Below are 23,112 nucleotides of genomic sequence, written 5' to 3' on the forward strand. Positions count from 1 at the left end.
GCGCTCACGTGTCATTACTAGTAGAAGCCCTGAAAATTTTAGGGCTACCTGCATAACAACTCGAAGCGAAGTTTATTCGCCGCACATTTCCCTGAACACTGGATGTATCCACCCTCCCCTTGTGGGAGGTTTTTCTTTTTCCAGTAGCCTGTAACCGCCTATCCCTAAACGCTGAAACTTGGCGCTGATATTGATTGATGCTTTAATCAAGCCAGATATCCCATGTAAAGGAAACCCCATGCGTATCGTTTTCTTCAGCACCCAGGCCTATGACAGGGAGAGCTTTCTCGCATTTCCCAAGCCCCAGAATGCGGAATTCATTTTTCAGCAACCCAAGCTCACTACAGATACCGCGGTGCTTGCCGCTGGAGCGGAAGTCGTCTGTGCTTTCATCAATGATGATTTATCTGCTCCGGTGCTAGAGAAATTAGCCTCTGGCGGCACCAAGCTGATTGCACTTCGCTCGGCAGGCTATAATCATATTGACCTGGAAGCCGCGCAGAAACTAGGGCTGGCAGTCGCCCGAGTACCATCGTATTCACCACATGCCATTGCCGAACATACCGTAGCGCTGATCCTCGCCTTGAACCGGCACCTGACACGTGCCTACAACCGTACGCGCGAAGGCGACTTCAGCCTGCGCGGCCTAACCGGCTTTGATCTCGTCAACAAGACCGTAGGCGTGATTGGCACCGGGCAGATAGGCGCAGCATTTGCCCGCATCATGGCGGGATTTGGCTGCAAGGTGCTAGCCTACGATCCCTACCCCAACCCGGAGGTTATCGCGCTAGGAGCATGCTATCTCGATCTTGATACATTGCTGGCACAATCGCATATTGTCAGCCTGCACTGCCCGCTGAGCCCAGCAACGCATCACCTGATCAATGCTAACTCACTCGCCCACATGCGGCGTGGCAGTATGCTGATCAATACCAGTCGCGGCGCATTAGTGGATACACCTGCAGTGATTGATGCCTTGAAAAGCGGCCATCTAGGTTACCTGGGGCTAGATGTTTATGAAGAAGAAGCGGACCTGTTCTTCGAGGATTTATCGGATTTTCCGTTGCAAGACGACGTACTGGCGCGCCTGCTGACCTTCCCCAACGTCATCATCACTGCGCATCAGGCGTTCCTCACACGTGAAGCGCTGGATGCCATTGCCAGCACCACCTTGTCCAATATCGAGCAATGGGCAACGGGCACGCCGCAAAACCTGGTCAGGCTGGAAGCATGAGCATGGACTTGATCCCACACCAATTACCCGAGGGCTTGCAGGCCTACAAGCGCACGCCGGACTTTACTCCCGAGAACCTGCCTGCGGCCCTGCAATCACAACACTCAACCAAAGCCGGTGTCTGGGGTCTACTGCATGTATTGGAGGGGCAAGTGACCTACCACCTCGCTCCGCCACACCAGGCATCGGCAATCGCCAATGCGGGCGACAGCATCGTTATCCTGCCGGAGATCGTGCACTGGGTAGCATTCAGCCACCCCGGCAGGTTTTATGTCGAATTTTACCGAGAAATGACACCTGCACCCTCAAGCTGAATTGTCACGCGAGAAGGTGGATTTCAAGATCAGTACCGCACCCTTGCCAAATCCATAACTGGTAGTAATCAGGCTCGCGAACAAATAGTATTGAAACAAATGCTGCGCCAAATGTTGCGGCGGCTCGGCCTTATCCAGCAAAGGAAATATGCCCATCAACAGGAACAGGCTAGAGTTGGTAAACGCTCCCACCACCATAGCCCAACGCACATGCCAAGGAAATGGCACCCGCGTCGCGTAATACCCTAGGATCAAGGCCGACATCAGCAGGAAATCGATATGCGCCTGCAATATCCGCGTTTGCTTGCCCTGAAAAATATCCGGCAGGCCTGGTACGCCGAAATTCAAGCCTACCATGCACCAGGCCAGGATCAACGCCATGATCATCCACAGGCAAGCGCCCCTTAACATGACGATATTGGTATTTACTGCGTTTTTTGCTGTTGATTCCATATAAGCTCCTCGTTCATCCGGGGCACATTATGGAATCTTCATCGTTGCTCATCTTGCCTAGCACGGTACAAAAAGTTGTCCAAAACGGTACTTTGCCGATTTACCGCACCACCAGCTTTCACTACCATACATGCATTATCCTGGAGGTCTCTCACTATGCAAGCCGTATCGCCATCACGCCCGGAAGCATTGTTCCTCAGCACCCAACAGCAGCCGGCACACTTACGCCACGACTGGCTGCAAGAGACCATTTCCCAGGAATATACCCATGTCGCCATCCGTGCCAGCCGCCAAACACCACTGTTCAATGAAATGACGATATACCCATGGCAACAGATGCGGCTTTCCATCATTCACTCCAACGGCATCACCATCCAGCGTCGCCCAGGTGAATGCGGCCACAGCAGCCAAGATGCCTATTTCGCCGTCATCCTGCTCGCAGGCCAATACCAGCTCGAACAACATGGCAGGGAGGCTTTCCTGCAGCCTGGCGACATGGCTTTATACGATGCCACGCGTGCGCACCACATCCACAGCCCCGGCGCCTTTTCCAAATTGATCGTTTCCATCCCGCGCCCGCTGCTACGCGGACAGTTAGCAGGTGTAGAACATTGCACAGCACGCCGCATCGTCGGTACGGAGGGCATGCCAGCCATCGGCACCGGGTTTATTCGCTCGGTCGCGCAACATGCTAACGGACTCGGCCAACAAGCATTCAACCAGCTTGCGCCCCAGGCGCTGGAATTACTGGCAGCTTCGCTTGCCCAGTCCTGCCCTGGCGATATCAAGATTGGCCGCAGCCGCTCCGCCTCGCTACATCGCGTCAAACGGTACATTGAAGCCCACCTGCATGAAACCGGGCTGGACATGCGAACAATTGTCGATGGTACCGGCCTGAGCAGTCGCTACATCACCAGCTTGTTCACCGATGACGATATGTCACCCATGCGCCATGTCTGGCAACGTCGGCTGGAAAAATGCCGACAGGCGCTGCTAGCTCCTGCCCAACACCACCAGGATATTGCCCAAATTGCCTATCAATGGGGCTTTAGCGACCAGGCGCATTTCAGTCGCAGCTTCAAGCAGGCTTTTGGCTTATCTCCTCGCGCTTATCGCGCATCGAAAACCCTATCCTTTTCCACGACGTAATCAAGCAAACGGTCTATCCGCGGCGCAATCAAAACAATCGCCAGGAACACCACTGGCCACGCCGTCATGAAAGCGTGGCACCATTGGGACAGAAACACTTGGGCCGGAACACCACGCAATCCCATGATCACAGCTGACACCAATAAAGAAGTAGTTGCCGACATGATCAGGGCAAACAAGGGCTTGCGGTATCTCATATGCAAGCGCCTTGCCTTCACGCTAGGCACTCCTACCAAGGCAAGGCCTCGCCATCATGAAAAAAGCCCCCATTTGGCCCTTCGGCTGGCAAAGTGGCCAACTGGACACTGGTCTTGCCGCTTCCCTCAACCTCCATCGGTGCATGCTCGCCTCCCAAAGCAGTCTTGACCCAGCCAGGATGGGCCGCATTCACCTTGATCCCAGTATGCTTGAGTTCATGCGCAAGATGCACCGTATACGCATTCAAGGCCGTCTTGGAGGTATTGTAGGCAACGCTCTTGGCCTGTTCGATAGGAGAGTCTGGCATGCTATGCAGGGTCAGCGAGCCCAGAATGCTGGAGAGGTTGACGATCCTGCCTGCCGGGGAACGCCGGATCAATGGTAGCAATGCTTGGGTCAACTCGACGACGGCAAAGAAATTGACTTCAAAAGTGTCCCGCAACACCTGCGCCTCTACCGAGCTACTATTGTTGCCGCCCACCAGGTCTTCTTTCAGGATGCCCGCATTATTGACAAGGATATCCAACTTGCCGCAATGCTGCTCGACGAAAGCCGCCACTTGCGTAGCGCTGCCTGGTTTTCCGGCGTCATAGGACACCACTGTCGCCTGGATACCAAGTGCCTGTAATTTTTCTGCGGCACTTTGCCCTCCCGCGAGATCGCGTACCGCCAATATCACGTGAATGCCCTGCTCGCCCAACGCTCTCGCTGTTTCAAATCCGATGCCGCGATTGGCGCCCGTAATCAATGCCACCTGCTGAGTGTTGCCCATGCTGCTCTCCTATAATTTTGTACCAAATGGTAAATAAATAGTAATGCACACGTATTCCGTAGTCAAATATTTTTTACCAAGTGGTACAATATGTTGATTATTGAGGATTCAGGTATGGACATCACAGATCAAAAGAAACGGCGCGGACGCCCCAGCAAGTTTGATGCAGACGCCTCGCTGCAGATTGCCATGCAGCTCTTCTGGGCGCATGGATATGAAGGCACATCGATCGCGGATTTGACAGAAGCCATGGGCATCAACAAACCCAGCTTGTATGCCGCTTTTGGTAGCAAAGAGACATTGTTCGAGAAGGCACTGCAGCAATACATCAGTGGCCCGATTGCATTTGTCAGCGCCGCCTTGGAAGAACCAACCGCTTATCGAGTCGTAGAAAAGTTATTGCTGGATAGTGCGCATTTTCTTACCGAGTTAACCACACCCCACGGTTGCATGGTCAATACTGGCTCATTAAACTGTGGGCCGCAGGCCGAGCCCATCAAGGACTTGCTGGTCGCACGCAGGCAATGGTTTGAAAGCGCATTGATTGCCAGAATGCAGCGTGCCAGAGAAGCTGGGGAATTAGCGGAGGGAACAGATGCGGCCACCCTTGCCCGCTATGTCGCAACCATCCACCGGGGTATGAGCATACAGGCCGTTAGTGGGGCCTCTCGAGAAGACCTGCTGGCGTTGGGGGAAATGGTATTGAATCTATGGCCGGGAAATAAAGATTAAGCAGGGCGCTTGGCAAAAAACTGCACCGGCTGTGGTGGTGGCATTTGCAGCACATTCTTGCGTACTTTGCCCATCACGTGCATTTCGCAGCGCTTGCAGTCAAACTTGAGGCTGATCCTGTCCTTGCCGCTGATCAGGGTCATGGGCTCAGCGGTAATCGTGCCTTGCACGCCGATCACGCCCTTGGCTTCCTTCGGACACATGGCAAAGCTGTAGCGCAAGCAGTGCTTGGTGATCATCACCGGCACGTCACCCAACTCCTCATTGGCTTCATAGGCAGCGGCTATGGCCTTGACGCCATGTTTCTCGTAAAAAGCCCGCGCCTGTTTGTTGTAGACGTTGGATAAATAGCTCAAGGTATCTTGCGGATATTGCGCAGGTGGTTCCACAGGAGTACCTGGTTGCGGGCGCTGGTATCCAATCAAGCGGGTAGCTTCCAGTTGTTCCATTACTTCGCGACGCAGCTGATTGATCGTCGAGGCTGGCACGAACCATGGCTGGCTTAACTGCAAGCTGATCGCAGTCGCTGCAAAATCGGTATTGCCGAGCTTGCCAAGGTTTTCACGCAAGCTGGCTTCGGCTTTTTCCTGATGTTGCGCAGGCTGTTTTTCTGCCTGGCATTGGGCATGAGCCATAAAGCCGTCTTCATCCGAAACGGTGAGGGAAAAACCATCATACGTTTCCTGCAACACCAACTCCACGGCGATCTTGCGCACGGCAGAATCTTTTTCCAGCAAGCGCATAAAAGCCTGGTCGCGGTTGCGGTACACCTTCATGTTGCGGCGTATATCCTGCGGCATTTCGTTGGGGTACAGACGATTATCCTGCACTGTGTTGATGCGCATGCCCACCAGCTCCTTGTGCACATCAAAGAAGCATACGCCATCGCCGTTGTGCAATTCCAATGAGGTTTCCACCTCAAAGTAGTCCTTGCCTACCTTGGTCACGCGACCAATTTCCTCACCAGAGAATTTGGGCGTATCAAAGGCCCCCACATCCTCGCCCCGTCCATGAACGAAATATTCTGTGGTGCTGCGATTAAAGGTTTTTTCCGGCTGTGGGGTAAAGCTGTAGATTGGCCGACCTGAAGAAGCGCGGTAATACCCAGGAGTATCTTCCAGGATTTCATCCAGCAACTGGCGGTAATGCGCGGTAGCATTTTTCACATAGGCCAGATCCTTGTAGCGCCCTTCTATCTTGAAGGCGCTCACACCTGCATCTACCAATGCGCGCAGGTTGGCGCTTTGATCGTTGTCCTTCATCGACAATAAATGCTTGTCCTTGGCCAGGATACGACCCTGGCTGTCTTCCAGCGTGTAAGGCAAACGGCACTCCTGCGAGCACTCGCCACGATTGGCGCTGCGGCCGGTGTGGGCATGACTGATATAACACTGACCGCTGAACGCTACACACAGCGCACCATGGATAAAAAATTCCAGGTTGCACTGGGTCGCAGCGGCCACCTGGCGGATGGTGTTAAGGTCCATCTCACGCGCGAGGACAATCTGCGTGAAGCCGACCTGGTCAAGGAACACGGCTTTGTCTACGGTACGAATGTCGGTCTGCGTGCTGGCATGCAGCTGGATAGGCGGAATATCCATCTGCAACAAGCCCATGTCCTGCACAATCAGCGCATCCACACCAGCGTCATAAAGCTGCCAGGCCGTCTGCCGCGCGGTTTCCAGCTCGTTATCATGGAAGATAGTGTTAAATGCGACGAACACTTCGGCATGATAGCGATGTGCATGCTTGACCAAGCGAGCGATGTCTTCCACCGAATTTTCCGCCTTGGCACGCGCGCCGAAAGCCGGGCCACCGATATACACTGCATCTGCGCCATGATTGATCGCTGCAATGCCGTAATCAGCATTGCGGGCTGGGGCTAGCAGTTCAAGGTGGCGACGGCTTTGGGTCATGATGTGTAGGATGGAAGCGAATAGCAAAAGGATGCGCAATATACCATAATCACGCAAGCGATAGCGCCAGATTGCCCAAGCGCATCAATATGATACAAGTCAAAACAACACCATCGGGAGAGACGTCATGCGCATGAACACCATCCGCAATATTTGCTTCACCATCTGTATTCTGTGCATCATCGCCAGCCTGCTGCTCGGCGTGGCCATGATCTGGGATTGGGTCAAGGATTCAGACTTCATCCACAAAAGCTTCATGACCTTGGGTGCATTATTCGTTGCTTCATTGCTCACCTTATCTGTCGCCAAAAAGCTGGGCGTAAGCAATGATTAAGCAGCAGTTGACCGGCTAACATCAACCACTTAACCAATCAGCCCAAGGATGCCCCTGACTTCACGCCTTCCTCACGCCCCGCCGCTTCGGTGAGCACGGCCACATTATCTTTGGTAAAAAAGCCCTGAAAATCGCCGAAGCGCTGCACGTATTCGACAATCAAGGAAGAATGCTCGGAGGCATTGGAGAATATCTGCTTCAAGCCCTCTTCACGCGAACCAATGACGTCGAGCAGGAAACCCTGTCCTTGCGAAGCAATGGCATTCACGACAAATTCAATATGTTCAATCCCATTGCGCTCGCCATCCTTCACCGCGACAGCGATATGGTGCAAGCGCGGGCCATAGTTGCGAACGAAAGTCTCTGTGGGGGAAGGCAATTTTTCCAGGTGGTTGACGAAATAAGGCGTGTTATTCGCGGTAAACACTTTGGCCGGGCTCTTGAACTCCGGCAAGCCGTGCGCGCTCTTGGTAACGTTGGTAGAAGAGTTCTGGTCAAAGATGTTGTACGCACCCCAGAAATAATAACTTGACCAGGAAAGGTATTCCAGAATCGCCACTTCGCGGTTCTGGCTATAAACACGGGTAGCAAGGTGATCAATTGGCAAGAGCAAATCGCCAAAGTCGAGCTTTTGCTGCAAGGTCTTGGCCGCGTCATAAGCCAGCTGCACTTCACTATCAATCCGGCTCACTCCCAGCGCATACACGCGCATTTCGTCGGGCTTACGCTCAAGATAAGCCACAATGTTATGCGTGTAAGGTGAGGGCTTGCTCACTGCCAGGTTACCCGGCAGCTCCAGCTTGCGCACCTCATCCTGGCTAAAAAAGCGAAACTCGCGTTCCTGCTGCAATTTGACCACATCGTGCAGGTTATCAACACGGATGATCTCGCCCATATATCGGCTATTAGGCTTCTTCGCACCGACCGGGTAGATTTCATTCAGGCTGCGGAAAATACCGCGCAGGTTCGGGTCTTTCACCTCGCGCACGAGGATATCCGGCGAGTTGAGGTCAATGCGCAAGATATGCGTCAGGTGCGTTTCACTTTCCAGCGTCACCAGGTAATGATATGACGTCATGAAGCATAACTCAGCCACATACTTGACTGAATGCCCGGGGTCCACCGTGATCATCAGTGCATCAATCTCGTGCACCAGAGCCGTCAGGCCCAGCGCGTCCCGCTCCTCCAGTAGCTTGACGAGATATTCCTCGAAAAATGGCGAGTTTTCCTTATCCCCATGACGGGGGAACTGCAATGAATTCATGATTATTTCTCACACCTCAGAACGAGCATTGAAGAGCACAGCGTTGAAAAATGAGCTTAGGCCGATGCGACCTGGAGCTTGCAAGGCACATCTGCGCAGACAGTACACCAAGTACGGCAATCAGATGTAGCCGCTAGCAATGCTTGCTTGAAAGCGACTACTGTTGCGCCTGGTCGACTTGCACCCCTACACTCATCGTCTCCAGCCCCCCACCCACCCGCATGCCACTCACCGGGCAGGCATCGCGATAATCCAGGCCGGTGGCCAGGCGCACATGCACGCCATTGGCGCGGCGGCGGTTGGAGACATCGTAGCTCGCCCAACCGTTAGGTAACCAGGCATCGGCCCAGGCATGGCTTTCCAGCAAACTGCCATCATCATTGAATAGATAACCACTGACATAGCGCGCGGGAATGCCCAGGTAACGGCAACAAGCAATGAATATGTGGGCATGATCCTGGCAAACACCGCACCCGCTGCGGAAGGCTTCTGCCGCCGTGGTATCGACATTGGTCATACCACGCTCATAAGGCACCTGGTCGACAATGGCATGCATCATCTCTTCCAACACTTTCTCATCAAGCACCTTATCCTTGAACTGCACCGCAAACTGACGCAAGGCTACATCCGTATCAGTCAACGGTGTCGGACGCAGGTAAATCTCTCGCGGCAGGATATCTTGCGCAGGCGGGGTATCCAGGCCGGTTTCCACTTCGCCGGTTGCCAGGATATTGATCTCTTCGTGCGGGGTATCCAGCACCAGCAGGTGCGCTGCATTGCCGTAGGCATCGTCGTGTCGCTGCAAATGGCCATTGACGCGGATTTCCCAGCGCTTGACGCGCTGGCCGAAGCCATCCTGCGGCGTCAGGCGCAGCTTCTGGATGGTGTAATTGACAATATCGGTATAGAGATAATGCGTACGGTGGTTGATCGTCAATTGCATGGCATGCTCCATTCACTCGAGGCTGTTGATCGGCGCATTCAGGAAGGTACGCTGGATCTCGGCACCAAGATTGTTGTTGGACATAATGAAATCAGTGAGGAATTCGTGCAGGCCTTCCTGGAAAATATCGTTCATGCGGCCATAACGCAGCCTCGCGTGTAGCTCGCCGGCCAGGCGGCGGCATTCGTTGCTGTGCAGGCCGCCCACCTGATCGAGAATAGGCGTGATTTCGGCGAAGCAGGCGTGCAGAGAGCGCGGCATGTCCTGACGCAACACCAGCAGTTCCGCCACTTTCCAGGGCTCAATGGCATCATTGAACACCTTCTGGTAGGCCTGGAACGCAGATACGGAGCGCAATACCGCACTCCACTCGTAATAATCCACCGCGCCGCCTACTTCTGCATCATTGGGTAGCAGCAGGTGGTATTTAACGTCCAGCAGGCGCGCGGTATTGTCGGCACGCTCGATGAAGGTACCCAAACGCAGGAAACGGAAGGCGTCATCGCGCAGCATGGTGCCGAAGCTCACGCCGCGAAACAGATGGGAGCGTGATTTCACCCAATCGCAAAATTCGCCCAGGCCTTTTTGCATCAGGTCCATGCCGACAAACTGGCTGAACTCCAGCCACAGGGCATTAATGTTTTCCCAGGTTTCCGCCGACAGGGTGACGCGCACGGAACGTGCATTTTCGCGCGCGCTGCGCAAGGCAGAATAAATACTGGAAGGATTATGTGTATCCATCGCCAGGAAGCGCACCACGCCAGCCGCCGTCACTTCGCCGTATTCCTCGTGGTACTTTTCAACGCCGCCAGCAATTTGCAATGCAGGCTCCCACAAGGTGGTCTCACTCTGCGAGGCATTGGGCACCAGCGACATGTTATAAGTCACGTCTAGTACCCGTGCCATGTTCTCTGCACGTTCGATATAGCGTGCCATCCAGTACAAATGATCTGCGGTTCTGCTTAGCATGGCATTAATCTTTCAAAATCCAGGTGTCCTTGGTACCACCGCCCTGGGAAGAATTCACCACCAGGGAGCCCTCACGCAAGGCCACACGGCACAATGCGCCTGGCACCAGGCTCACGGTCTTGCCTGAGAGCACAAATGGCCGCAGATCAACGTGACGGGGTGCAATGCCTTTTTCTACCAAGGTCGGGCAAGTCGACAACGCCAACGTCGGCTGGGCAATGTAGTTGGCAGGGTTTGCCAGGATGCGCTGGCGGAAATCCTCCAGCTCCTGCTTGCTCGCGGCAGGCCCCACCAGCATGCCGTAGCCGCCGGAGCCTTGAACCTCTTTCACCACCAGCTCTGCAAGGTGAGCCAGCACATACTTGAGATCATCGGCCTTGCTCAGCTGGTAGGTCGGCACATTGGAGAGAATGGGCTCCTCGCCAAGATAGAAACGGATCATTTCGGGCACGTAGATATAGGTGTCCTTGTCATCCGCCACGCCGGTGCCGACAGCATTGGCCAATGTCACGCCGCCATTGCGATAGACCGACAGCAAGCCTGGAACACCCAACATGCTGTCGGGCCGGAAACTCAATGGATCGATGAAGTCATCGTCGATGCGGCGGTAGATCACGTCCACGCGCTTGGGACCTTCTGTGGTGCGCATATAGACTGCATTGTTGCGCACAAAGAGATCTTGCCCCTCCACCAGCTCAATGCCCATCTGCTGAGCGATGAAGGCGTGCTCAAAATAAGCACTGTTATAAGCCCCTGGCGTGAGCAACACCACTGTTGGTTCGTGCACACCGGCCTGCGCCACGGCACGCAGGTTATTCAGCAATACTTGGGGGTAATGCTCAACAGGTGCAATCGGGTAGCGGCGGAACAATTCGGGAAACAAGCGCATCATCATCTTGCGGTTTTCCAGCATGTAGGAAACCCCGGAAGGCGTACGCAGGTTGTCTTCCAGCACGTAGAAATCGTTTTCGCCCGTACGCACTAGGTCAACCCCGGCAATGTGAGCATAGATGCCCTTGGGTACATCCACGCCAAACATCTCTGGTCGATATTGCGAATTCGCCAATATGCTGGCTGGCACAATGCCTGCCTTGATGATGTCCTGGTTGTGGTAGATGTCGTGCAGGAACATGTTCAGCGCCTTGACGCGCTGTATGGCTCCGTCGGACAGGCGAGACCATTCACCAGCAGAGAGTATGCGCGGCACGACATCAAACGGGATCAGGCGCTCGGCACCAGCATCCTCGCCGTAGACATTGAAGGTAATCCCTACGCGACGGAACAGTAGCTCGGCTTCTTGGCGCTTGCTCTCGAGTTGCTGATGCGGCACCCCTTGTAACCAGGCAGCGTATTCGGCATAGATAGGCCGGACCGCTTCGTCTTGCAGGAACATCTCGTCAAAAGGTTTTTTCTTAGCGGTATCCATGCAATTACTCTCGCAAGGGTCATGCCAGTTAAAAAATCCTTGTTATTCATGATATTAAAAACAACATCATGAATAACTCACACTATTTGCACCAAGATAGTGCAAATAGTGTTCATGGTCAGAACATCAGCACCATGCTGGTTATTCGGCTTAATCCTTGCCTGAACGCCAGATCGAGATCATCAGCATGATGCCGATGACGAAAGCCAGAAAGAACCCCAGGAAGCCAAACGCGGGTAAGCCGAATAATTCTGGACCACCGCGCACAGTCATCACGATGGAAGAACCAATGATCAATGACGCAGTAATCAGCGCCATGGTGAGGCGGTTGGTACTGTGATCCAACTGATGCCCGAAGTGATCAAGGCGCTTGAGGTCAAGATTGAGCTTGAGTCGCCCTTTGCCAGCCTCTTTCAGCACTTGCGACACATCGCCAGGTAAGTCACTCACGGCACCAATTGTCTTGCTGAACCCACGAGTGCCCTTGCGCCACAAGGTCTTGGGCATGTAGCGCTCGATAATGATCTTTTTTACAAAAGGAGTGAGATGGCTGACGATCTGGAAATCAGGGTCTAGCTGGCGTCCCAGGCCTTCCAGCGTAATCAATGCCTTGAACAGCATAGTAAGATCAGGCGGCACCGAAAGGTGATTCTCGCGCATGATGGTCGTAAGGTCATTCAAGAGAATGCCAAAACTAATATGCTTGAGTGGCGCATTGTCATAGGTGCAGATGAACTCATCGACATCCGCCCCCAGCTTATCTTCATCAACAACTGCATGGCCTGCCCAGGCGATGAGGATATCGCGCAGGGTATCAATGTCGCGTGACACCAAAGCAGCAAGCAGATCGGCAATCTCATTGCGCCGGTCTATGCTGATGCGCCCGACCATACCGCAATCGATCACGGCAATCTTGTTCTCGGGCAGGAAGAAAATATTGCCAGGATGCGGATCAGCGTGGAAAAAGCCATCAATCAATACCATCTTCATCACGGCATCGGCACCGCGAGCAGCCAGCAATGGCAAGTCCATTCCTGCCTGGCGTGCCTCCTGCAGGCTATTGCCCGGTATGCCATCAATCTTTTCCATCACCAGCACGCTTTCACTGGTGTAATCCCAGTAAATCCTCGCAAAACTGGTGGTTTTGTCATTCAAGAAATTGCGGGCAAAACGCTCGGTATTGCGGCCTTCCAATGCTAAGTCCAGCTCGCGCTTCAATGACTTGGAAAACTGATCGACAATCTCTGTGGGGTTAAAGCGCTTTGCCTCTTCCACTTCGGCCTCAATCAAGCGCGCAATATGGTGCAACAGGCGCAGGTCGGCATCAATGTTCTCTTGTATGCCTGGCCGACGCAGCTTGAGGATCACCGGCGTGCCATCCTGCAACTTGGCCTGGTAGACCTGGGCAATTGACGCCCCAGCCACAGGCGTCGTATCAAAATCGCGGAATACCTCAAATGGCGACTTGCCAAGCGCTTCCTGCAAACCAGGGAGCATCTCCTCAAATGGCACCGGAGGCACTTGGTCCTGCAACTTGGATAGTTCCTCTATCCAATTAGGCGGAAAAATATCTGGCCGCGTGGCCAACACCTGTCCCATTTTGACGAAAGTCGGACCCAACTCTTGCAATGCCATGCGTGCGCGAACTTCAGAAGGCAGCTGCATCACCTCCCGTGAAGCTTCTGAATTAAGTGCATTGCCTGCACGACGCAACCAACTACGCTTGCCCAAGCGCTCTGCAATATCGCCCCAACCGTAATGCATGAGGATGCGAGCAATCGCACGCACACGCTTGAAGTCACGCATTACCGAAATCGTTTCACGCAGCATAATGTTCCCGGGGAAAAACTTACGTTTGTATTATTCGTCTTGATCCAAGCGATCAGCGCGCTGCTCGATACGAGCAGCAACTTCCATGAGTTTATGACTGGCAGCATGTGCCACTTTAACGCCCACATGCTTGACTGCTTGTTTACCAGCACGCTTCAAGCGATGGCTGGTACCGTGAATGCGCCTGGCCACTGATTCGGCCAACAAGCGTGCACGTTCGCGCGCGCCAAGGCGGAAGTGGCTGGCATATTCTGCCAACGTTTGCTCCATTTCCTCAGGGCTCAGGTGATGCAGCAATTCCCGCCGTCTGGCATCGTCTAGATTGGTTTGTAATTTATGTATCAGTGAATAAGTGCTAGGGCTCATGATGACAGGCCTTATTCCAACATTAATGAAGTCATTCTACACCAAGCCAAATGCTTGCCTTCTCTTATTGCAAGACAGGTTTTTAGGTGTTGGAGTTTCCCACTTTTCTTAAAGAATTGGTTTACAGAACCGAAAACAAACTTATAGAATCGGGAGCGATGATGAAACTACCTGCCATTTTTGCTGCATTAGTATTGCTCGGCAACACGCCTGCCTTTGCAGGCGAGCGCACCGCTATACAGCAGTTCCAACAGGATGCGCTTGAGGCAACTCAAACCTGGACGGAATCTGTACAGGAAGTGCTCATCAATGCCTTAAGCCTGACAGGCATCAAGTATAGTTACGGCGGAAAATCCCCGGAAACGGGATTTGATTGCAGCGGCTTCGTGCGTTATGTATTCCAGCAATCCACCAGCATGACGTTGCCGCATGGAGCCAAAGCCATTAGCCAGCTAGGCCAACCGGTCCCGCAAGAGCAACTTCAGCCTGGCGACTTGGTGTTTTTCAACACCTTGAAATCAGCCTTCTCTCATGTAGGGATTTATCTGGGCGACCATAAATTCATTCATGCACCCAGTTCTGGCGGTGGTGTACAGGTCGTAGACATGACGGATAACTACTGGTCAAAACGCTTCAACGGCGCTCGCCGTATGGAAAGTAACCACTAGCTAGCAACCTAGCCCTACGGGACTGTAGTCCTGAAGCCACCTAGCTCCAGGATTTAAGCGAGTGCTGTATCCAACATCATCATCAACACGAAACCGATAATCAAACCACTAGTTGCAAATACTTCATGTCCTTTGCGGTGCGACTCGGGAATGATCTCATGACTTACTACAAACAACATTGCACCTGCAGCCACACCCAAGCCCCAAGGTAACAATGAGGCTGAAGAGCTTACAATCGCAGCGCCTAATACCGCACCGACTGGCTCAACCAAGCCACTCGCCATCCCAATCGTGATCGCCGTCCGCCGCGAATAACCCACAACTGCCAAGGCCATTGCCACCACAAAGCCCTCTGGAATATCCTGGATAGCAATGCCAGTCGCCAAGGCACCGCCGCGCACGACATCACCTCCTGCAAAGCCAACACCGATCGCCAAGCCTTCCGGTACATTGTGCAGGGCAATCGCAAATACAAATAACCAGGTACGTTTCAATGCCAAGGTATTCTCGCGCTCCATGCCCTTGATGAAGTGCTCATGTGGCACCCAGCGCTCCAAGGCAAGCAACAATGCAGCACCAATAATAATGCTGCCCCCTACAATGGAGGCAGCACCCCATGCGCTAGCCCCTTGCGCCTGAGCCGCCTCAATGCCAGGCACAATCAGGGAAAATGCACTGGCAGCAAGCATGACACCTGCCCCAAAGCCAAACAAGGTATCCATGATGCGATCAGGCAACTGTTTCCAGAACAGAACCGGCAATGTTCCAGCAGCGGTTGCAAGCGCTGCTGCTGATCCGCCCCAGAAAGCATCACGCACCTGCGGCACACGCCAAGCAGCCTGCCCCCAATCACCCCACAATTGCACCAGCAACAGGACGCAACCCAGTCCGGCCAGGACGAGCAACCACAGCCAGAGTTTTTGTCGATGGTTGGCGATGATGAAAGGGAAGTTCATGGCAGGTTCCAGTGCTTATTGAGACAAGGCTTCCTGGTAACGACGTGTCACTTCATCCCAGTTAACGACATTAAAGAATGCACCAACATATTCCGGACGGCGATTCTGGTAGCGCAGGTAGTAGGCATGCTCCCATACATCCAGGCCTAATATAGGCGTATTGCCATGGGAAAGCGGGCTATCCTGGTTGGCACTGCTCTCTACTACCAGTTTCTTCTCCGGTGTTACTGACAACCATGCCCAGCCACTACCAAAGCGCGTCAGGGCTGCCTTGGTAAAGGCTTCCTTGAAAGTATCAAAGCTACCAATGTCAGCCTTGATTGCCTCAGCGACAGCGCCTGTCGGCTCGCCGCCACCATTAGGGGACATGACTTTCCAGAACAGGCTATGGTTAGCATGGCCCCCCCCATTATTACGCACCGGGCCACGCAGGTTTTCCGGCAAACTATCCAGCTTGGCAACCAGTGCTTCTACTGGCTCATCGGCAAATGCTGTGCCTTCTAGCGCAGCATTGACATTATTGATGTAAGTCTGGTGATGCTTGGTATGGTGGATCTCCATGGTCTGCGCATCAATGTGCGGCTCCAGGGCCGTGTAAGCATAATCAAGGGGGGGTAATGTGTATGCCATTATTTCGCTCCTAAGGTATTGGAATCAATGAATTGAGAATCTGTTGAACCTGATTACCACAGTTTGCTTGCCTGGATCATCTTAGGCTTTTTGCCAAAGAAAATCTCACTGGGTTTCAGAATTTTTAATGTAAGGGCTGCTCTTGCAAGCTGCAGAATTGACCGCAGACACGCAAAGTCCTCGTCACTAAAGGATGTTGACTATAGAGATGGCTAAAGTTCAATAACTCTCTATAAGTTCGACGCCCGTGACGCTGCGCTGCTTCCCGTAGTGCACAACTCATCGCAGGATCAGCACAAATACGCGACAGGCATTGATGGGCTTCGCATAATCGACAAGCGGCCGTATTGATATCACCCTGACGGGCATAGACATTGGCTAGGTTGTGATGGGACACCACATAGGCAGCCATTACGGTATCTATTGCTACCTGAACAGGCTTATCTGCCTGCACGCACTCCTTCAACAGCAACTTGGCCTGCTCAAGCGCAGCTTGGTATTCATTCATGGCACGCTGATCCTGCTGGGCAGAATAAGCCTGATTACCCTCGCGCATGGCATTTTCCCACGTAACAATCCTGTTCTCATGGGCTTCGGCAGGTGTGCCGGACATAGTTGCTTGATGCCTGACTGGGCTCATATGCGCCTGCTTATTATCAATAATATCAATGAGAGTAATTATTATTTATTTAAATAAACAACACAACTCCCCTAACTTCAAAATCAGCAGCCAAGGCCCAGCAAGATAAAAATTAAGATTAATTGAGCAGGGAATGTACGTGCAGATTATGCTTGGAAAACAAGCGTCCTTGCACATAATCCACCCGCATTTTCCGCGCCCAATCAAGGGCTGCACAGGTATCGACATCCGTCATCAAGGTTTGTACGCCTATTTTTCTCGCCGCACTCACCAACCAATCCACCATAGCCTGGGCAGCCTTGTCATCCAGTTCCAGCAAGGCGCGGCTACTGAACTTGACGATCACGGCATCAAGAAAAGCACTGAGTGAAAACATACCCCAAGAGAGCCCGGCATCTTCAAGCGCCACCGAAGTGCCCGATTGTTGCAACAAATCCATCATGTGATGAATACGGAAAGCATCGTGCATGCTGTGGTGTTGCATCACATTGATGACAATCTCACGCTCGGACCAGGCATGCTCCCCAAACAATGCCAGAAAAGGATTGGTTGTATCCTCTCCCCCCGCAAAGAAACTCTCCATGTCGAGATTCAACATCAGCCAGCCTTCGCCTGGAAACTTGGCAATCTGTAGCTTTTTCAATTCCAGCTCCAGATGAAACAGTAAAAGCGGATTCTTGCGCAGATTGGCCTGCAACTTGTGGGCATCCAGCGGCCGCCCATTACGGGCCCAGAAACGGGCATGCGCCTCGTAGCCCAGCATTTCGGTGGATTGCACATCCACGATAGGCTGGTAATCCGTACCGAACTGGCGCGCCATGACCACATCAAGCAACTCATGAGGAAGCAAGTCGCATGGCTCGACCTCGCGCTCGAGTAGCAACGCCCCCATCTCAGATTGATTAAATGCATTCATGCTGATGAACCTTCCACAAAATCCCTGTCAGGAAACATCATAAATGAGAACAATTTACATTTGAAGTGTTATTTCCAACTATTTTAGTCGGATATTATTTCACCCTCGTCAAATACAATAAATCTGAGACATTCACTTGCGGTCACTATGACCCAGGTCACGCTCTGGATCGATACGATCCCGGATCAATTGCTTCAATTCCTTGGATTCCGGAAAGCGCTCCTGCTCCTTGCGCGAGAATAAAAGCTCACCATTCAACCTCACGTCAAAAATCCCACCAGTCCCAGGAACCAGACTGACGCGCCCGAGGTCTGAATCGAAGGTTGTCAGCAGCTCTTGCGCCATCCAGGCAGCACGTAACAACCAGCGACACTGCGTGCAATATTCGATTTCTACTTCGGGTAACTTGGACAAGCTCATCAGTGCATGGCTCCATATGTAAAATTAAAGAAATTTAGCGCTCAAGTGATTGAAAATCAAAAAATGACTGTGCGATACTCTGCATCGCTTTGCAATGACAAGATAAATAGCGGAAAATGGGCTCGTCGCTCCCCATCTTCACAATATAATCGTTAGTATTCAACCATTCTGGTTTTTCCATCGAGGAATTGTTTTACATGCGCAAACTTAAAAAGATCGGCTTGATTGTCGCAGGCCCGTTGCTTGGTGTCATGCTGAGCTTGAGCTATTCCGCCATTGCGGACAAGGAAACCAAGCCGCAATTGCCACTGGATGACCTACGCACATTTGCCGAAGTATTCGGCAAGATCAAGAGCGACTATGTAGAACCTGTAGAAGACAAGAAACTCCTCACCGAAGCCATTAACGGCATGCTTTCTGGCTTGGACCCTCATTCAGCCTACTTAGATGCAGATGCATTCAAGGACTTGCAAGCTGGTACCCAGGGCGAGTTTGGCGGCCTGGGTATTGAAGTCGGCATGGAAGATGGCTTCGTCAAGGTAGTCGCCCCGATTGAGGATACCCCTGCCTACAAGGCCGGCCTCAAGAGCGGCGACCTCATCATGAAGCTGGATGACACACCAGTAAAAGGCCTATCGTTGAATGATGCCGTCAAGCGCATGCGCGGCAAGCCTGATACCAAGATTACACTGACCGTGTTACGCAAGGGTGAGGCCAAGCCACTAACCTTTGTATTAACCCGCGCTATTATCAAAACGCAGAGCGTCAAGTACAAGCTATCCGAACCTGGTTACGCCTATATCCGCATTACCCAGTTCCAAGAACATACTGGTGAGGACTTGGCCAAAGCCATCAAAACCCTGCGCGAGCAGAACAAGGAAGCCTTCAAGGGCCTGATCCTTGACCTGCGTAATAACCCCGGTGGCCTGCTCAATGCTGGTGTCGGTGTTTCTGCCGCCTTCCTGCCCAAGGGCGAACTGGTGGTTTATACCGAAGGTCGTGGTGAAGAAGCCAAGATGCGCCTGACCGCCAACCCTGAAAACTACGTACGTGGTGGCGCTCGTGCTGACTACCTGCGTGACCTACCCGCCGACCTCAAGACCTTGCCATTGGTCGTATTGGTGAATGGTGGTTCTGCATCCGCATCCGAAATCGTGGCGGGTGCTCTGCAAGATCACAAGCGCGCCATCATCCTGGGTACTCAAACCTTTGGTAAAGGCTCCGTGCAAACCATCCTGCCAATGAATAACGGCGCGGCCATCAAGCTGACAACCGCTCGTTATTTCACGCCAAAGGGTCGCTCCATCCAGGCCAAGGGCATCGTGCCTGACATTCTGGTAGAAGAAGCAACTGTCAACTCACAGGAACATGCTGCCATGTTGCGCGAGGCAGACCTGAGCCGTCACTTGAGCAACCCCAAGGAAGCGGAAGAGGCACCTATCGTGCAACCAGCTCCTGCTGAAGAAAAAGACAGCAAACCAGCGACGCCTGCAGAACCTGACAGCAAGGATCAAAAAGACAAGGCAGCAACGCCAGCTGGGCCGATTGAACCAGGCTCCAAGGCCGACTACCAGTTCAACCAGGCACTCAACCTGCTCAAGGGCCTGCAAATCCTTCAACGTAAATAAACGCTTACCCGGGCCGCCATCAGGCGGCCTGTTTTGCTATTAACCTCGCACTACCCACCCCACCATGCTAGACCGACTGATCATCGAATTCGACAAAAGCCTGCGCACCTTGTTGGCCACACCCAACAGCCAGCGCGCCCATCCAGGCCAAGCACTAGCCGAAACACTCACCGAGAAGCAAGACAAGCAGCATGCTGCTGCCTTGATGCGGGTCAATCATACCGGTGAAATTTGTGCACAAGCCTTGTACAACGGGCAGGCTATCACGGCACGCAATCCCGCTACAGCAGCAGTATTACGTAATGCGGCACAGGAAGAAACCGAACATCTTGCCTGGTGCGAGAAACGCATCAAGGAATTAGGCAGTCATACCAGCCTCCTCAATCCACTGTTCTACGGTGGTTCCTTTGGTTTAGGACTGCTCGCAGGCGCGCTCGGCGACCGCTGGAATCTAGGCTTTGTGGCGGAAACAGAACATCAAGTCGGTGCCCATTTAGCACGACATCTTGAAACATTGCCTGCGCATGACCAGAAAAGCCGCGCCATTGTCAGTCAAATGCAAGCTGACGAAGCCGGGCATGCGCAACAGGCGATTGCACAAGGCGCAGCCGCTCTACCCTTCCCGGTTAAGACCGGCATGCAACTCCTTTCCACCATCATGACAACCACGACCTATCACCTATGACAACATTCAGTACAATCCTGGCTGGCCTTGAAGCCAGCGACCATATCCAAAAAATCGAACTACTCGATACCAAAGGCGCGATTGCAGCCACGATCGAGAACAAGCCTGGTAGCCAAGGCTCAATCAAGGTATACCATCATTTATACAAGAAATATGGCAGCATTAATGTTGCCGCAGCCCGTGACGGGCTGGAGATTTATGCGGAACATACTGCCGACGCCGAAGCCAACCCAGGCAAGCATCCCAATATTGATCGCCTATTCGAGATCATTCAGGCAGAACAACCACTCAGCGTAAGAGTTATCTAATCTCATCACCAATAAAAAAGCCCCGCCATGCGGGGCTTTTTTATTGCCGCTATTTCAGCGCCGCATATCTAATTGCAATCAATAATGTAAATAGTTGTTATTTTCTTTAATAAATTATTCACATAATTAATAACAATCATTATCATTTCAAAACTTTTTAATTCATCAGGGAAATGAATACATGAGTAAATTATTAGAACGCACAGCCAGTGCGGTGGCATTGCTATGCCTGTCAAACAGCGGTGTGCTACTTGCGGAAGATACGTTACCCGAAGTTCAGGTAAAAGCCGTTGCTAGCTCAGTAGAGCAAGAAGCATCTGAAAAAACCAAATCTTATACCGTCAAATCAAGCGCTACAGCTACAAAGCTCAACACGTCATTACGGGAAACCCCGCAATCAATTTCAACCATTTCCCGTACACAACTGGACGACTTCCGAATCACCAATATCAACGATGCTTTCGATTATTTACCTGGTGTACGTGTAGAAAGAGTTGAGACTGACAGAACCTATTACACAGCCCGTGGTGCTGATATTACGAACTTCCAGATTGATGGAATAGGCGTACCCATGGTATTTGGCAACCAGCCTGGCGATCTTGATTTAGCTATTTACGATCGTGTCGAAGCGTTACGTGGCGCTAATGGCTTGTTATCCGGCACGGGTAATCCATCGGCGACTATCAATTTTGTACGTAAACGCCCAACGACAACATTCCAAGCTAAGATTGATGCTTCGGTTGGCTCCTGGGACAACCGCCGCCTAGACTTTGACATTTCTGGCCCAATTAACGAAGCTGGTAATGTCCGAGGTCGTATCGTCACTGTGCATCAGAATAAGAATTCCTACCTTGATCGTTATTCCAATGAGAAGAATGTGTTCTACGGCATCATTGAGGCAGATATCACGGATAACACTCGCCTGAGCCTTGGTCACACGTATCATCAAAACGATAGCAATGGCACCATTTGGGGTGCTCTACAGCTAGACACCATGGCTGGTACACGTAATCATTTCCGCCGCTCAGATAGCTCATCTCCTGGTTGGACTTATTTCAACAATACAAAAAACGTGACTTTTGCAGAGATTGAGCATGTATTTAACAATAGCTGGAAAATCAAAGCAGCATTAACCAGGCAAGAAAATAACGGCAAGAGCAAGCTGTTCTATAACTACGAAGTAGCCGATGATCCAGCCAATAACGTGGTTGGGGGCTTATATGGCCTGCCAGGTTATTTCCGTGACACGGAAAAAGACCTAATTGCCGATATTTATGCTTCAGGCCCATTCAATCTAGGCGGTAGAGAACATGAAGTTGTGATCGGCACTAACTGGTCTCGTACCACCATGGACCAGAATGGCCTGTATGCAAGTTATTACCAACAATTACTAGCTAACGGCTTCAACAGCATTCCCGGCTTTGCAAAACCGACCTTTGATTCCTTTAACCGCTTTGCAGCCTTCGATATCAAACGATGGAACAACTATGCCGCCACAAAACTCACCATCTCTGATGAGCTGAAAGTTACATTGGGCGCTAATGCCGTACGCTATGAAAGTACTGGCGAAAGCTATGGGGCTGCCTATGCAACGTCCGTCAGGGACAAGGTATCACCTTACCTGGGCGCAGTTTACAAACTGGATGACCTCCACTCGCTATATGCCAGCTACACTGAGATATTCAATCCCCAGGTCAACTTAGGTGCTGATCTCAAGCCTCTAGCTCCGCTAGAAGGCAAAAACTATGAGATAGGTATCAAGAGCGAGTTTTTTGATAAAAAGCTTAACTCCTCTCTAGCGCTATTCAAGAGCAAGCAGCAAAACGTGGCCCAGATCGTTGGCTACAACGCTAATAACATCGCGATTAATGAAGGTATTGATGCCAATACCAAGGGGATTGATTTTGATATTGCCGGTGAAATGCTAGAAAACCTACAGATCAATGCTGGCTTCACCTACTTATTCAGCATCAAGAACAACGACGGTGATAATGTAAAAACTTACACTCCTCGACGTAATGCTGTACTCAGCACCACATACAAAATACCAACGGTTGAAGGTCTCAAGGTCGGTGCCAGCGTACGTTGGCAAAGTGATATCCACGAAGATAACTACATCCGCTTGCGCCAAGAGAGTTACGCTGTCGTCAACCTAATGGCCAGTTACGATATCAATCGTAACTGGAGCACTGCTCTCAATGTCTACAATCTGACAAACGAGAAATACCTGAACAGCCTTTACTGGACTCAGAGCTACTATGGGGCGCCACGAAATGCGATGCTGACACTGACCTGGAAATATTAACCCTGTCAGGTTTACCACAACAAAAAGCCCCGCAATGCGGGGCTTTTTCATGAGTT

The 23,112-nt window shown here is 52.1% G+C and carries 25 protein-coding genes; 10 read left to right on the plus strand and 15 right to left on the minus strand.

Annotation, left to right across the window (positions count from 1 at the left end):
• Window positions 1–238 precede the first annotated feature (238 nt).
• Together LG202_RS00625 and LG202_RS00630 are read left to right on the plus strand one after the other, a co-directional pair.
• The gene (locus LG202_RS00625; RefSeq protein WP_230346505.1) at window positions 239–1,234 is read left to right on the plus strand and encodes a 2-hydroxyacid dehydrogenase; all 996 of its coding nucleotides are present in this window, start codon (window positions 239–241) and stop codon (window positions 1,232–1,234) included.
• A complete protein-coding gene (locus tag LG202_RS00630; protein ID WP_459724101.1) occupies window positions 1,231–1,548 on the plus strand; it encodes a DUF1971 domain-containing protein in 318 nt (105 codons plus the stop codon). Before LG202_RS00625 ends, LG202_RS00630 begins: the two co-directional genes overlap by 4 nt.
• Here LG202_RS00630 and LG202_RS00635 read toward each other — a convergent pair.
• Window positions 1,540–2,001 carry a hypothetical protein gene (locus LG202_RS00635; RefSeq protein WP_230346507.1) on the minus strand — a complete coding sequence of 154 codons (462 nt, stop codon included), beginning with the start codon at window positions 1,999–2,001 and terminating at the stop codon, window positions 1,540–1,542. The two genes, LG202_RS00630 and LG202_RS00635, sit on opposite strands and share 9 nt — an antisense overlap.
• A gap of 156 nt (window positions 2,002–2,157) precedes the next feature.
• Between LG202_RS00635 and LG202_RS00640 the strand changes: the two genes are divergently transcribed.
• Window positions 2,158–3,150 (plus strand): helix-turn-helix domain-containing protein, encoded by a 993-nt coding sequence (locus LG202_RS00640; protein ID WP_230346508.1) that lies wholly within the window; start codon window positions 2,158–2,160, stop codon window positions 3,148–3,150.
• On the opposite strand, the gene LG202_RS00645 is transcribed toward LG202_RS00640, so the two are convergent.
• Window positions 3,111–3,347, minus strand: a complete 237-nt coding sequence (locus tag LG202_RS00645) for a DUF2798 domain-containing protein (protein ID WP_230346509.1) — start codon at window positions 3,345–3,347, stop codon at window positions 3,111–3,113. The two genes, LG202_RS00640 and LG202_RS00645, sit on opposite strands and share 40 nt — an antisense overlap.
• A gap of 32 nt (window positions 3,348–3,379) precedes the next feature.
• Window positions 3,380–4,120 carry an SDR family oxidoreductase gene (locus LG202_RS00650; RefSeq protein WP_230346510.1) on the minus strand — a complete coding sequence of 247 codons (741 nt, stop codon included), beginning with the start codon at window positions 4,118–4,120 and terminating at the stop codon, window positions 3,380–3,382.
• Between the two features lie 114 nt (window positions 4,121–4,234).
• Here LG202_RS00650 and LG202_RS00655 point away from each other — a divergent pair, with 114 nt between their 5' ends.
• Complete coding sequence (locus LG202_RS00655) at window positions 4,235–4,852, plus strand: TetR/AcrR family transcriptional regulator (RefSeq protein ID WP_230346511.1); 618 nt, start codon at window positions 4,235–4,237, stop codon at window positions 4,850–4,852.
• Here the strand turns inward: LG202_RS00655 and LG202_RS00660 are convergent.
• Window positions 4,849–6,768: a peptidase U32 family protein gene (locus LG202_RS00660; protein WP_230346512.1), complete on the minus strand. Its 1,920-nt coding sequence runs from the start codon at window positions 6,766–6,768 to the stop codon at window positions 4,849–4,851. The two genes, LG202_RS00655 and LG202_RS00660, sit on opposite strands and share 4 nt — an antisense overlap.
• Before the next feature lie 127 nt (window positions 6,769–6,895).
• Between LG202_RS00660 and LG202_RS00665 the strand changes: the two genes are divergently transcribed.
• Window positions 6,896–7,102 carry a hypothetical protein gene (locus tag LG202_RS00665; protein WP_230346513.1) on the plus strand — a complete coding sequence of 69 codons (207 nt, stop codon included), beginning with the start codon at window positions 6,896–6,898 and terminating at the stop codon, window positions 7,100–7,102.
• Between the two features lie 37 nt (window positions 7,103–7,139).
• Here the strand turns inward: LG202_RS00665 and LG202_RS00670 are convergent, their stop codons facing one another.
• The 6 genes from LG202_RS00670 to LG202_RS00695 all read right to left on the minus strand — a co-directional run bounded on the left by LG202_RS00670 (window position 7,140) and on the right by LG202_RS00695 (window position 13,900).
• A complete protein-coding gene (locus tag LG202_RS00670; RefSeq protein WP_230346514.1) occupies window positions 7,140–8,366 on the minus strand; it encodes a hypothetical protein in 1,227 nt (408 codons plus the stop codon).
• 157 nt (window positions 8,367–8,523) lie between these two features.
• Window positions 8,524–9,309, minus strand: coding sequence for a transglutaminase family protein (locus LG202_RS00675; protein WP_230346515.1), 786 nt, complete (start codon window positions 9,307–9,309; stop codon window positions 8,524–8,526).
• A gap of 12 nt (window positions 9,310–9,321) precedes the next feature.
• Entirely contained in the window at window positions 9,322–10,278 is a 957-nt protein-coding gene (locus tag LG202_RS00680; RefSeq protein WP_230346516.1) for an alpha-E domain-containing protein, read from the minus strand.
• Between the two features lie 4 nt (window positions 10,279–10,282).
• Window positions 10,283–11,704: a circularly permuted type 2 ATP-grasp protein gene (locus LG202_RS00685; protein WP_230346517.1), complete on the minus strand. Its 1,422-nt coding sequence runs from the start codon at window positions 11,702–11,704 to the stop codon at window positions 10,283–10,285.
• Between the two features lie 150 nt (window positions 11,705–11,854).
• Window positions 11,855–13,534: an AarF/UbiB family protein gene (locus LG202_RS00690; protein ID WP_230346518.1), complete on the minus strand. Its 1,680-nt coding sequence runs from the start codon at window positions 13,532–13,534 to the stop codon at window positions 11,855–11,857.
• 30 nt (window positions 13,535–13,564) lie between these two features.
• Entirely contained in the window at window positions 13,565–13,900 is a 336-nt protein-coding gene (locus LG202_RS00695) for a hypothetical protein (RefSeq protein ID WP_230346519.1), read from the minus strand.
• 158 nt (window positions 13,901–14,058) lie between these two features.
• Here LG202_RS00695 and LG202_RS00700 point away from each other — a divergent pair, with 158 nt between their 5' ends.
• A complete protein-coding gene (locus LG202_RS00700; protein WP_230346520.1) occupies window positions 14,059–14,568 on the plus strand; it encodes a C40 family peptidase in 510 nt (169 codons plus the stop codon).
• A 53-nt stretch (window positions 14,569–14,621) separates the two neighbouring features.
• On the opposite strand, the gene LG202_RS00705 is transcribed toward LG202_RS00700, so the two are convergent.
• The 5 genes from LG202_RS00705 to LG202_RS00725 form a co-directional block, all read right to left on the minus strand.
• On the minus strand, window positions 14,622–15,524 hold the full coding sequence (locus LG202_RS00705; protein WP_230346521.1) for a ZIP family metal transporter: 903 nt from the start codon (window positions 15,522–15,524) through the stop codon (window positions 14,622–14,624).
• Window positions 15,525–15,539: 15 nt separating this feature from the next.
• Entirely contained in the window at window positions 15,540–16,154 is a 615-nt protein-coding gene (locus tag LG202_RS00710) for a superoxide dismutase (protein WP_230346522.1), read from the minus strand.
• 124 nt (window positions 16,155–16,278) lie between these two features.
• On the minus strand, window positions 16,279–16,794 hold the full coding sequence (locus LG202_RS00715; RefSeq protein WP_230346523.1) for a hypothetical protein: 516 nt from the start codon (window positions 16,792–16,794) through the stop codon (window positions 16,279–16,281).
• Between the two features lie 118 nt (window positions 16,795–16,912).
• The gene (locus tag LG202_RS00720; protein WP_230346524.1) at window positions 16,913–17,710 is read right to left on the minus strand and encodes an EAL domain-containing protein; all 798 of its coding nucleotides are present in this window, start codon (window positions 17,708–17,710) and stop codon (window positions 16,913–16,915) included.
• A gap of 132 nt (window positions 17,711–17,842) precedes the next feature.
• Complete coding sequence (locus LG202_RS00725) at window positions 17,843–18,130, minus strand: Rdx family protein (protein WP_230346525.1); 288 nt, start codon at window positions 18,128–18,130, stop codon at window positions 17,843–17,845.
• 197 nt (window positions 18,131–18,327) lie between these two features.
• On the opposite strand from LG202_RS00725, the gene LG202_RS00730 reads away from it, so the two are divergent.
• From LG202_RS00730 to LG202_RS00745, 4 genes are all read left to right on the plus strand, one after another.
• Window positions 18,328–19,758, plus strand: coding sequence for a S41 family peptidase (locus LG202_RS00730; protein ID WP_459724108.1), 1,431 nt, complete (start codon window positions 18,328–18,330; stop codon window positions 19,756–19,758).
• Between the two features lie 64 nt (window positions 19,759–19,822).
• Window positions 19,823–20,443 carry a 2-polyprenyl-3-methyl-6-methoxy-1,4-benzoquinone monooxygenase gene (gene coq7 / locus LG202_RS00735; protein WP_230346526.1) on the plus strand — a complete coding sequence of 207 codons (621 nt, stop codon included), beginning with the start codon at window positions 19,823–19,825 and terminating at the stop codon, window positions 20,441–20,443.
• Window positions 20,440–20,751, plus strand: coding sequence for a DUF2322 family protein (locus LG202_RS00740; RefSeq protein WP_230346527.1), 312 nt, complete (start codon window positions 20,440–20,442; stop codon window positions 20,749–20,751). Before coq7 ends, LG202_RS00740 begins: the two co-directional genes overlap by 4 nt.
• A 181-nt stretch (window positions 20,752–20,932) precedes the next feature.
• Window positions 20,933–23,056 (plus strand): TonB-dependent siderophore receptor, encoded by a 2,124-nt coding sequence (locus LG202_RS00745; protein ID WP_230346528.1) that lies wholly within the window; start codon window positions 20,933–20,935, stop codon window positions 23,054–23,056.
• Window positions 23,057–23,112: the final 56 nt, after the last annotated feature.

This window comes from Methylobacillus methanolivorans, assembly GCF_054588515.1.

What these genes read in the sequence shown, in the direction of transcription:
- LG202_RS00625 (WP_230346505.1), top strand. Translation starts at nt 239, where the DNA reads ATGCGTATCGTTTTCTTCAGCACCCAGGCCTATGACAGGGAGAGCTTT.
- LG202_RS00630 (WP_459724101.1), top strand. Translation starts at nt 1,231, where the DNA reads ATGAGCATGGACTTGATCCCACACCAATTACCCGAGGGCTTGCAGGCC.
- LG202_RS00635 (WP_230346507.1), bottom strand. Translation starts at nt 2,001, where the DNA reads ATGGAATCAACAGCAAAAAACGCAGTAAATACCAATATCGTCATGTTA.
- LG202_RS00640 (WP_230346508.1), top strand. Translation starts at nt 2,158, where the DNA reads ATGCAAGCCGTATCGCCATCACGCCCGGAAGCATTGTTCCTCAGCACC.
- LG202_RS00645 (WP_230346509.1), bottom strand. Translation starts at nt 3,347, where the DNA reads ATGAGATACCGCAAGCCCTTGTTTGCCCTGATCATGTCGGCAACTACT.
- LG202_RS00650 (WP_230346510.1), bottom strand. Translation starts at nt 4,120, where the DNA reads ATGGGCAACACTCAGCAGGTGGCATTGATTACGGGCGCCAATCGCGGC.
- LG202_RS00655 (WP_230346511.1), top strand. Translation starts at nt 4,235, where the DNA reads ATGGACATCACAGATCAAAAGAAACGGCGCGGACGCCCCAGCAAGTTT.
- LG202_RS00660 (WP_230346512.1), bottom strand. Translation starts at nt 6,768, where the DNA reads ATGACCCAAAGCCGTCGCCACCTTGAACTGCTAGCCCCAGCCCGCAAT.
- LG202_RS00665 (WP_230346513.1), top strand. Translation starts at nt 6,896, where the DNA reads ATGCGCATGAACACCATCCGCAATATTTGCTTCACCATCTGTATTCTG.
- LG202_RS00670 (WP_230346514.1), bottom strand. Translation starts at nt 8,366, where the DNA reads ATGAATTCATTGCAGTTCCCCCGTCATGGGGATAAGGAAAACTCGCCA.
- LG202_RS00675 (WP_230346515.1), bottom strand. Translation starts at nt 9,309, where the DNA reads ATGCAATTGACGATCAACCACCGTACGCATTATCTCTATACCGATATT.
- LG202_RS00680 (WP_230346516.1), bottom strand. Translation starts at nt 10,278, where the DNA reads ATGCTAAGCAGAACCGCAGATCATTTGTACTGGATGGCACGCTATATC.
- LG202_RS00685 (WP_230346517.1), bottom strand. Translation starts at nt 11,704, where the DNA reads ATGGATACCGCTAAGAAAAAACCTTTTGACGAGATGTTCCTGCAAGAC.
- LG202_RS00690 (WP_230346518.1), bottom strand. Translation starts at nt 13,534, where the DNA reads ATGCTGCGTGAAACGATTTCGGTAATGCGTGACTTCAAGCGTGTGCGT.
- LG202_RS00695 (WP_230346519.1), bottom strand. Translation starts at nt 13,900, where the DNA reads ATGAGCCCTAGCACTTATTCACTGATACATAAATTACAAACCAATCTA.
- LG202_RS00700 (WP_230346520.1), top strand. Translation starts at nt 14,059, where the DNA reads ATGATGAAACTACCTGCCATTTTTGCTGCATTAGTATTGCTCGGCAAC.
- LG202_RS00705 (WP_230346521.1), bottom strand. Translation starts at nt 15,524, where the DNA reads ATGAACTTCCCTTTCATCATCGCCAACCATCGACAAAAACTCTGGCTG.
- LG202_RS00710 (WP_230346522.1), bottom strand. Translation starts at nt 16,154, where the DNA reads ATGGCATACACATTACCCCCCCTTGATTATGCTTACACGGCCCTGGAG.
- LG202_RS00715 (WP_230346523.1), bottom strand. Translation starts at nt 16,794, where the DNA reads ATGAGCCCAGTCAGGCATCAAGCAACTATGTCCGGCACACCTGCCGAA.
- LG202_RS00720 (WP_230346524.1), bottom strand. Translation starts at nt 17,710, where the DNA reads ATGAATGCATTTAATCAATCTGAGATGGGGGCGTTGCTACTCGAGCGC.
- LG202_RS00725 (WP_230346525.1), bottom strand. Translation starts at nt 18,130, where the DNA reads ATGAGCTTGTCCAAGTTACCCGAAGTAGAAATCGAATATTGCACGCAG.
- LG202_RS00730 (WP_459724108.1), top strand. Translation starts at nt 18,328, where the DNA reads ATGCGCAAACTTAAAAAGATCGGCTTGATTGTCGCAGGCCCGTTGCTT.
- coq7 (WP_230346526.1), top strand. Translation starts at nt 19,823, where the DNA reads ATGCTAGACCGACTGATCATCGAATTCGACAAAAGCCTGCGCACCTTG.
- LG202_RS00740 (WP_230346527.1), top strand. Translation starts at nt 20,440, where the DNA reads ATGACAACATTCAGTACAATCCTGGCTGGCCTTGAAGCCAGCGACCAT.
- LG202_RS00745 (WP_230346528.1), top strand. Translation starts at nt 20,933, where the DNA reads ATGAGTAAATTATTAGAACGCACAGCCAGTGCGGTGGCATTGCTATGC.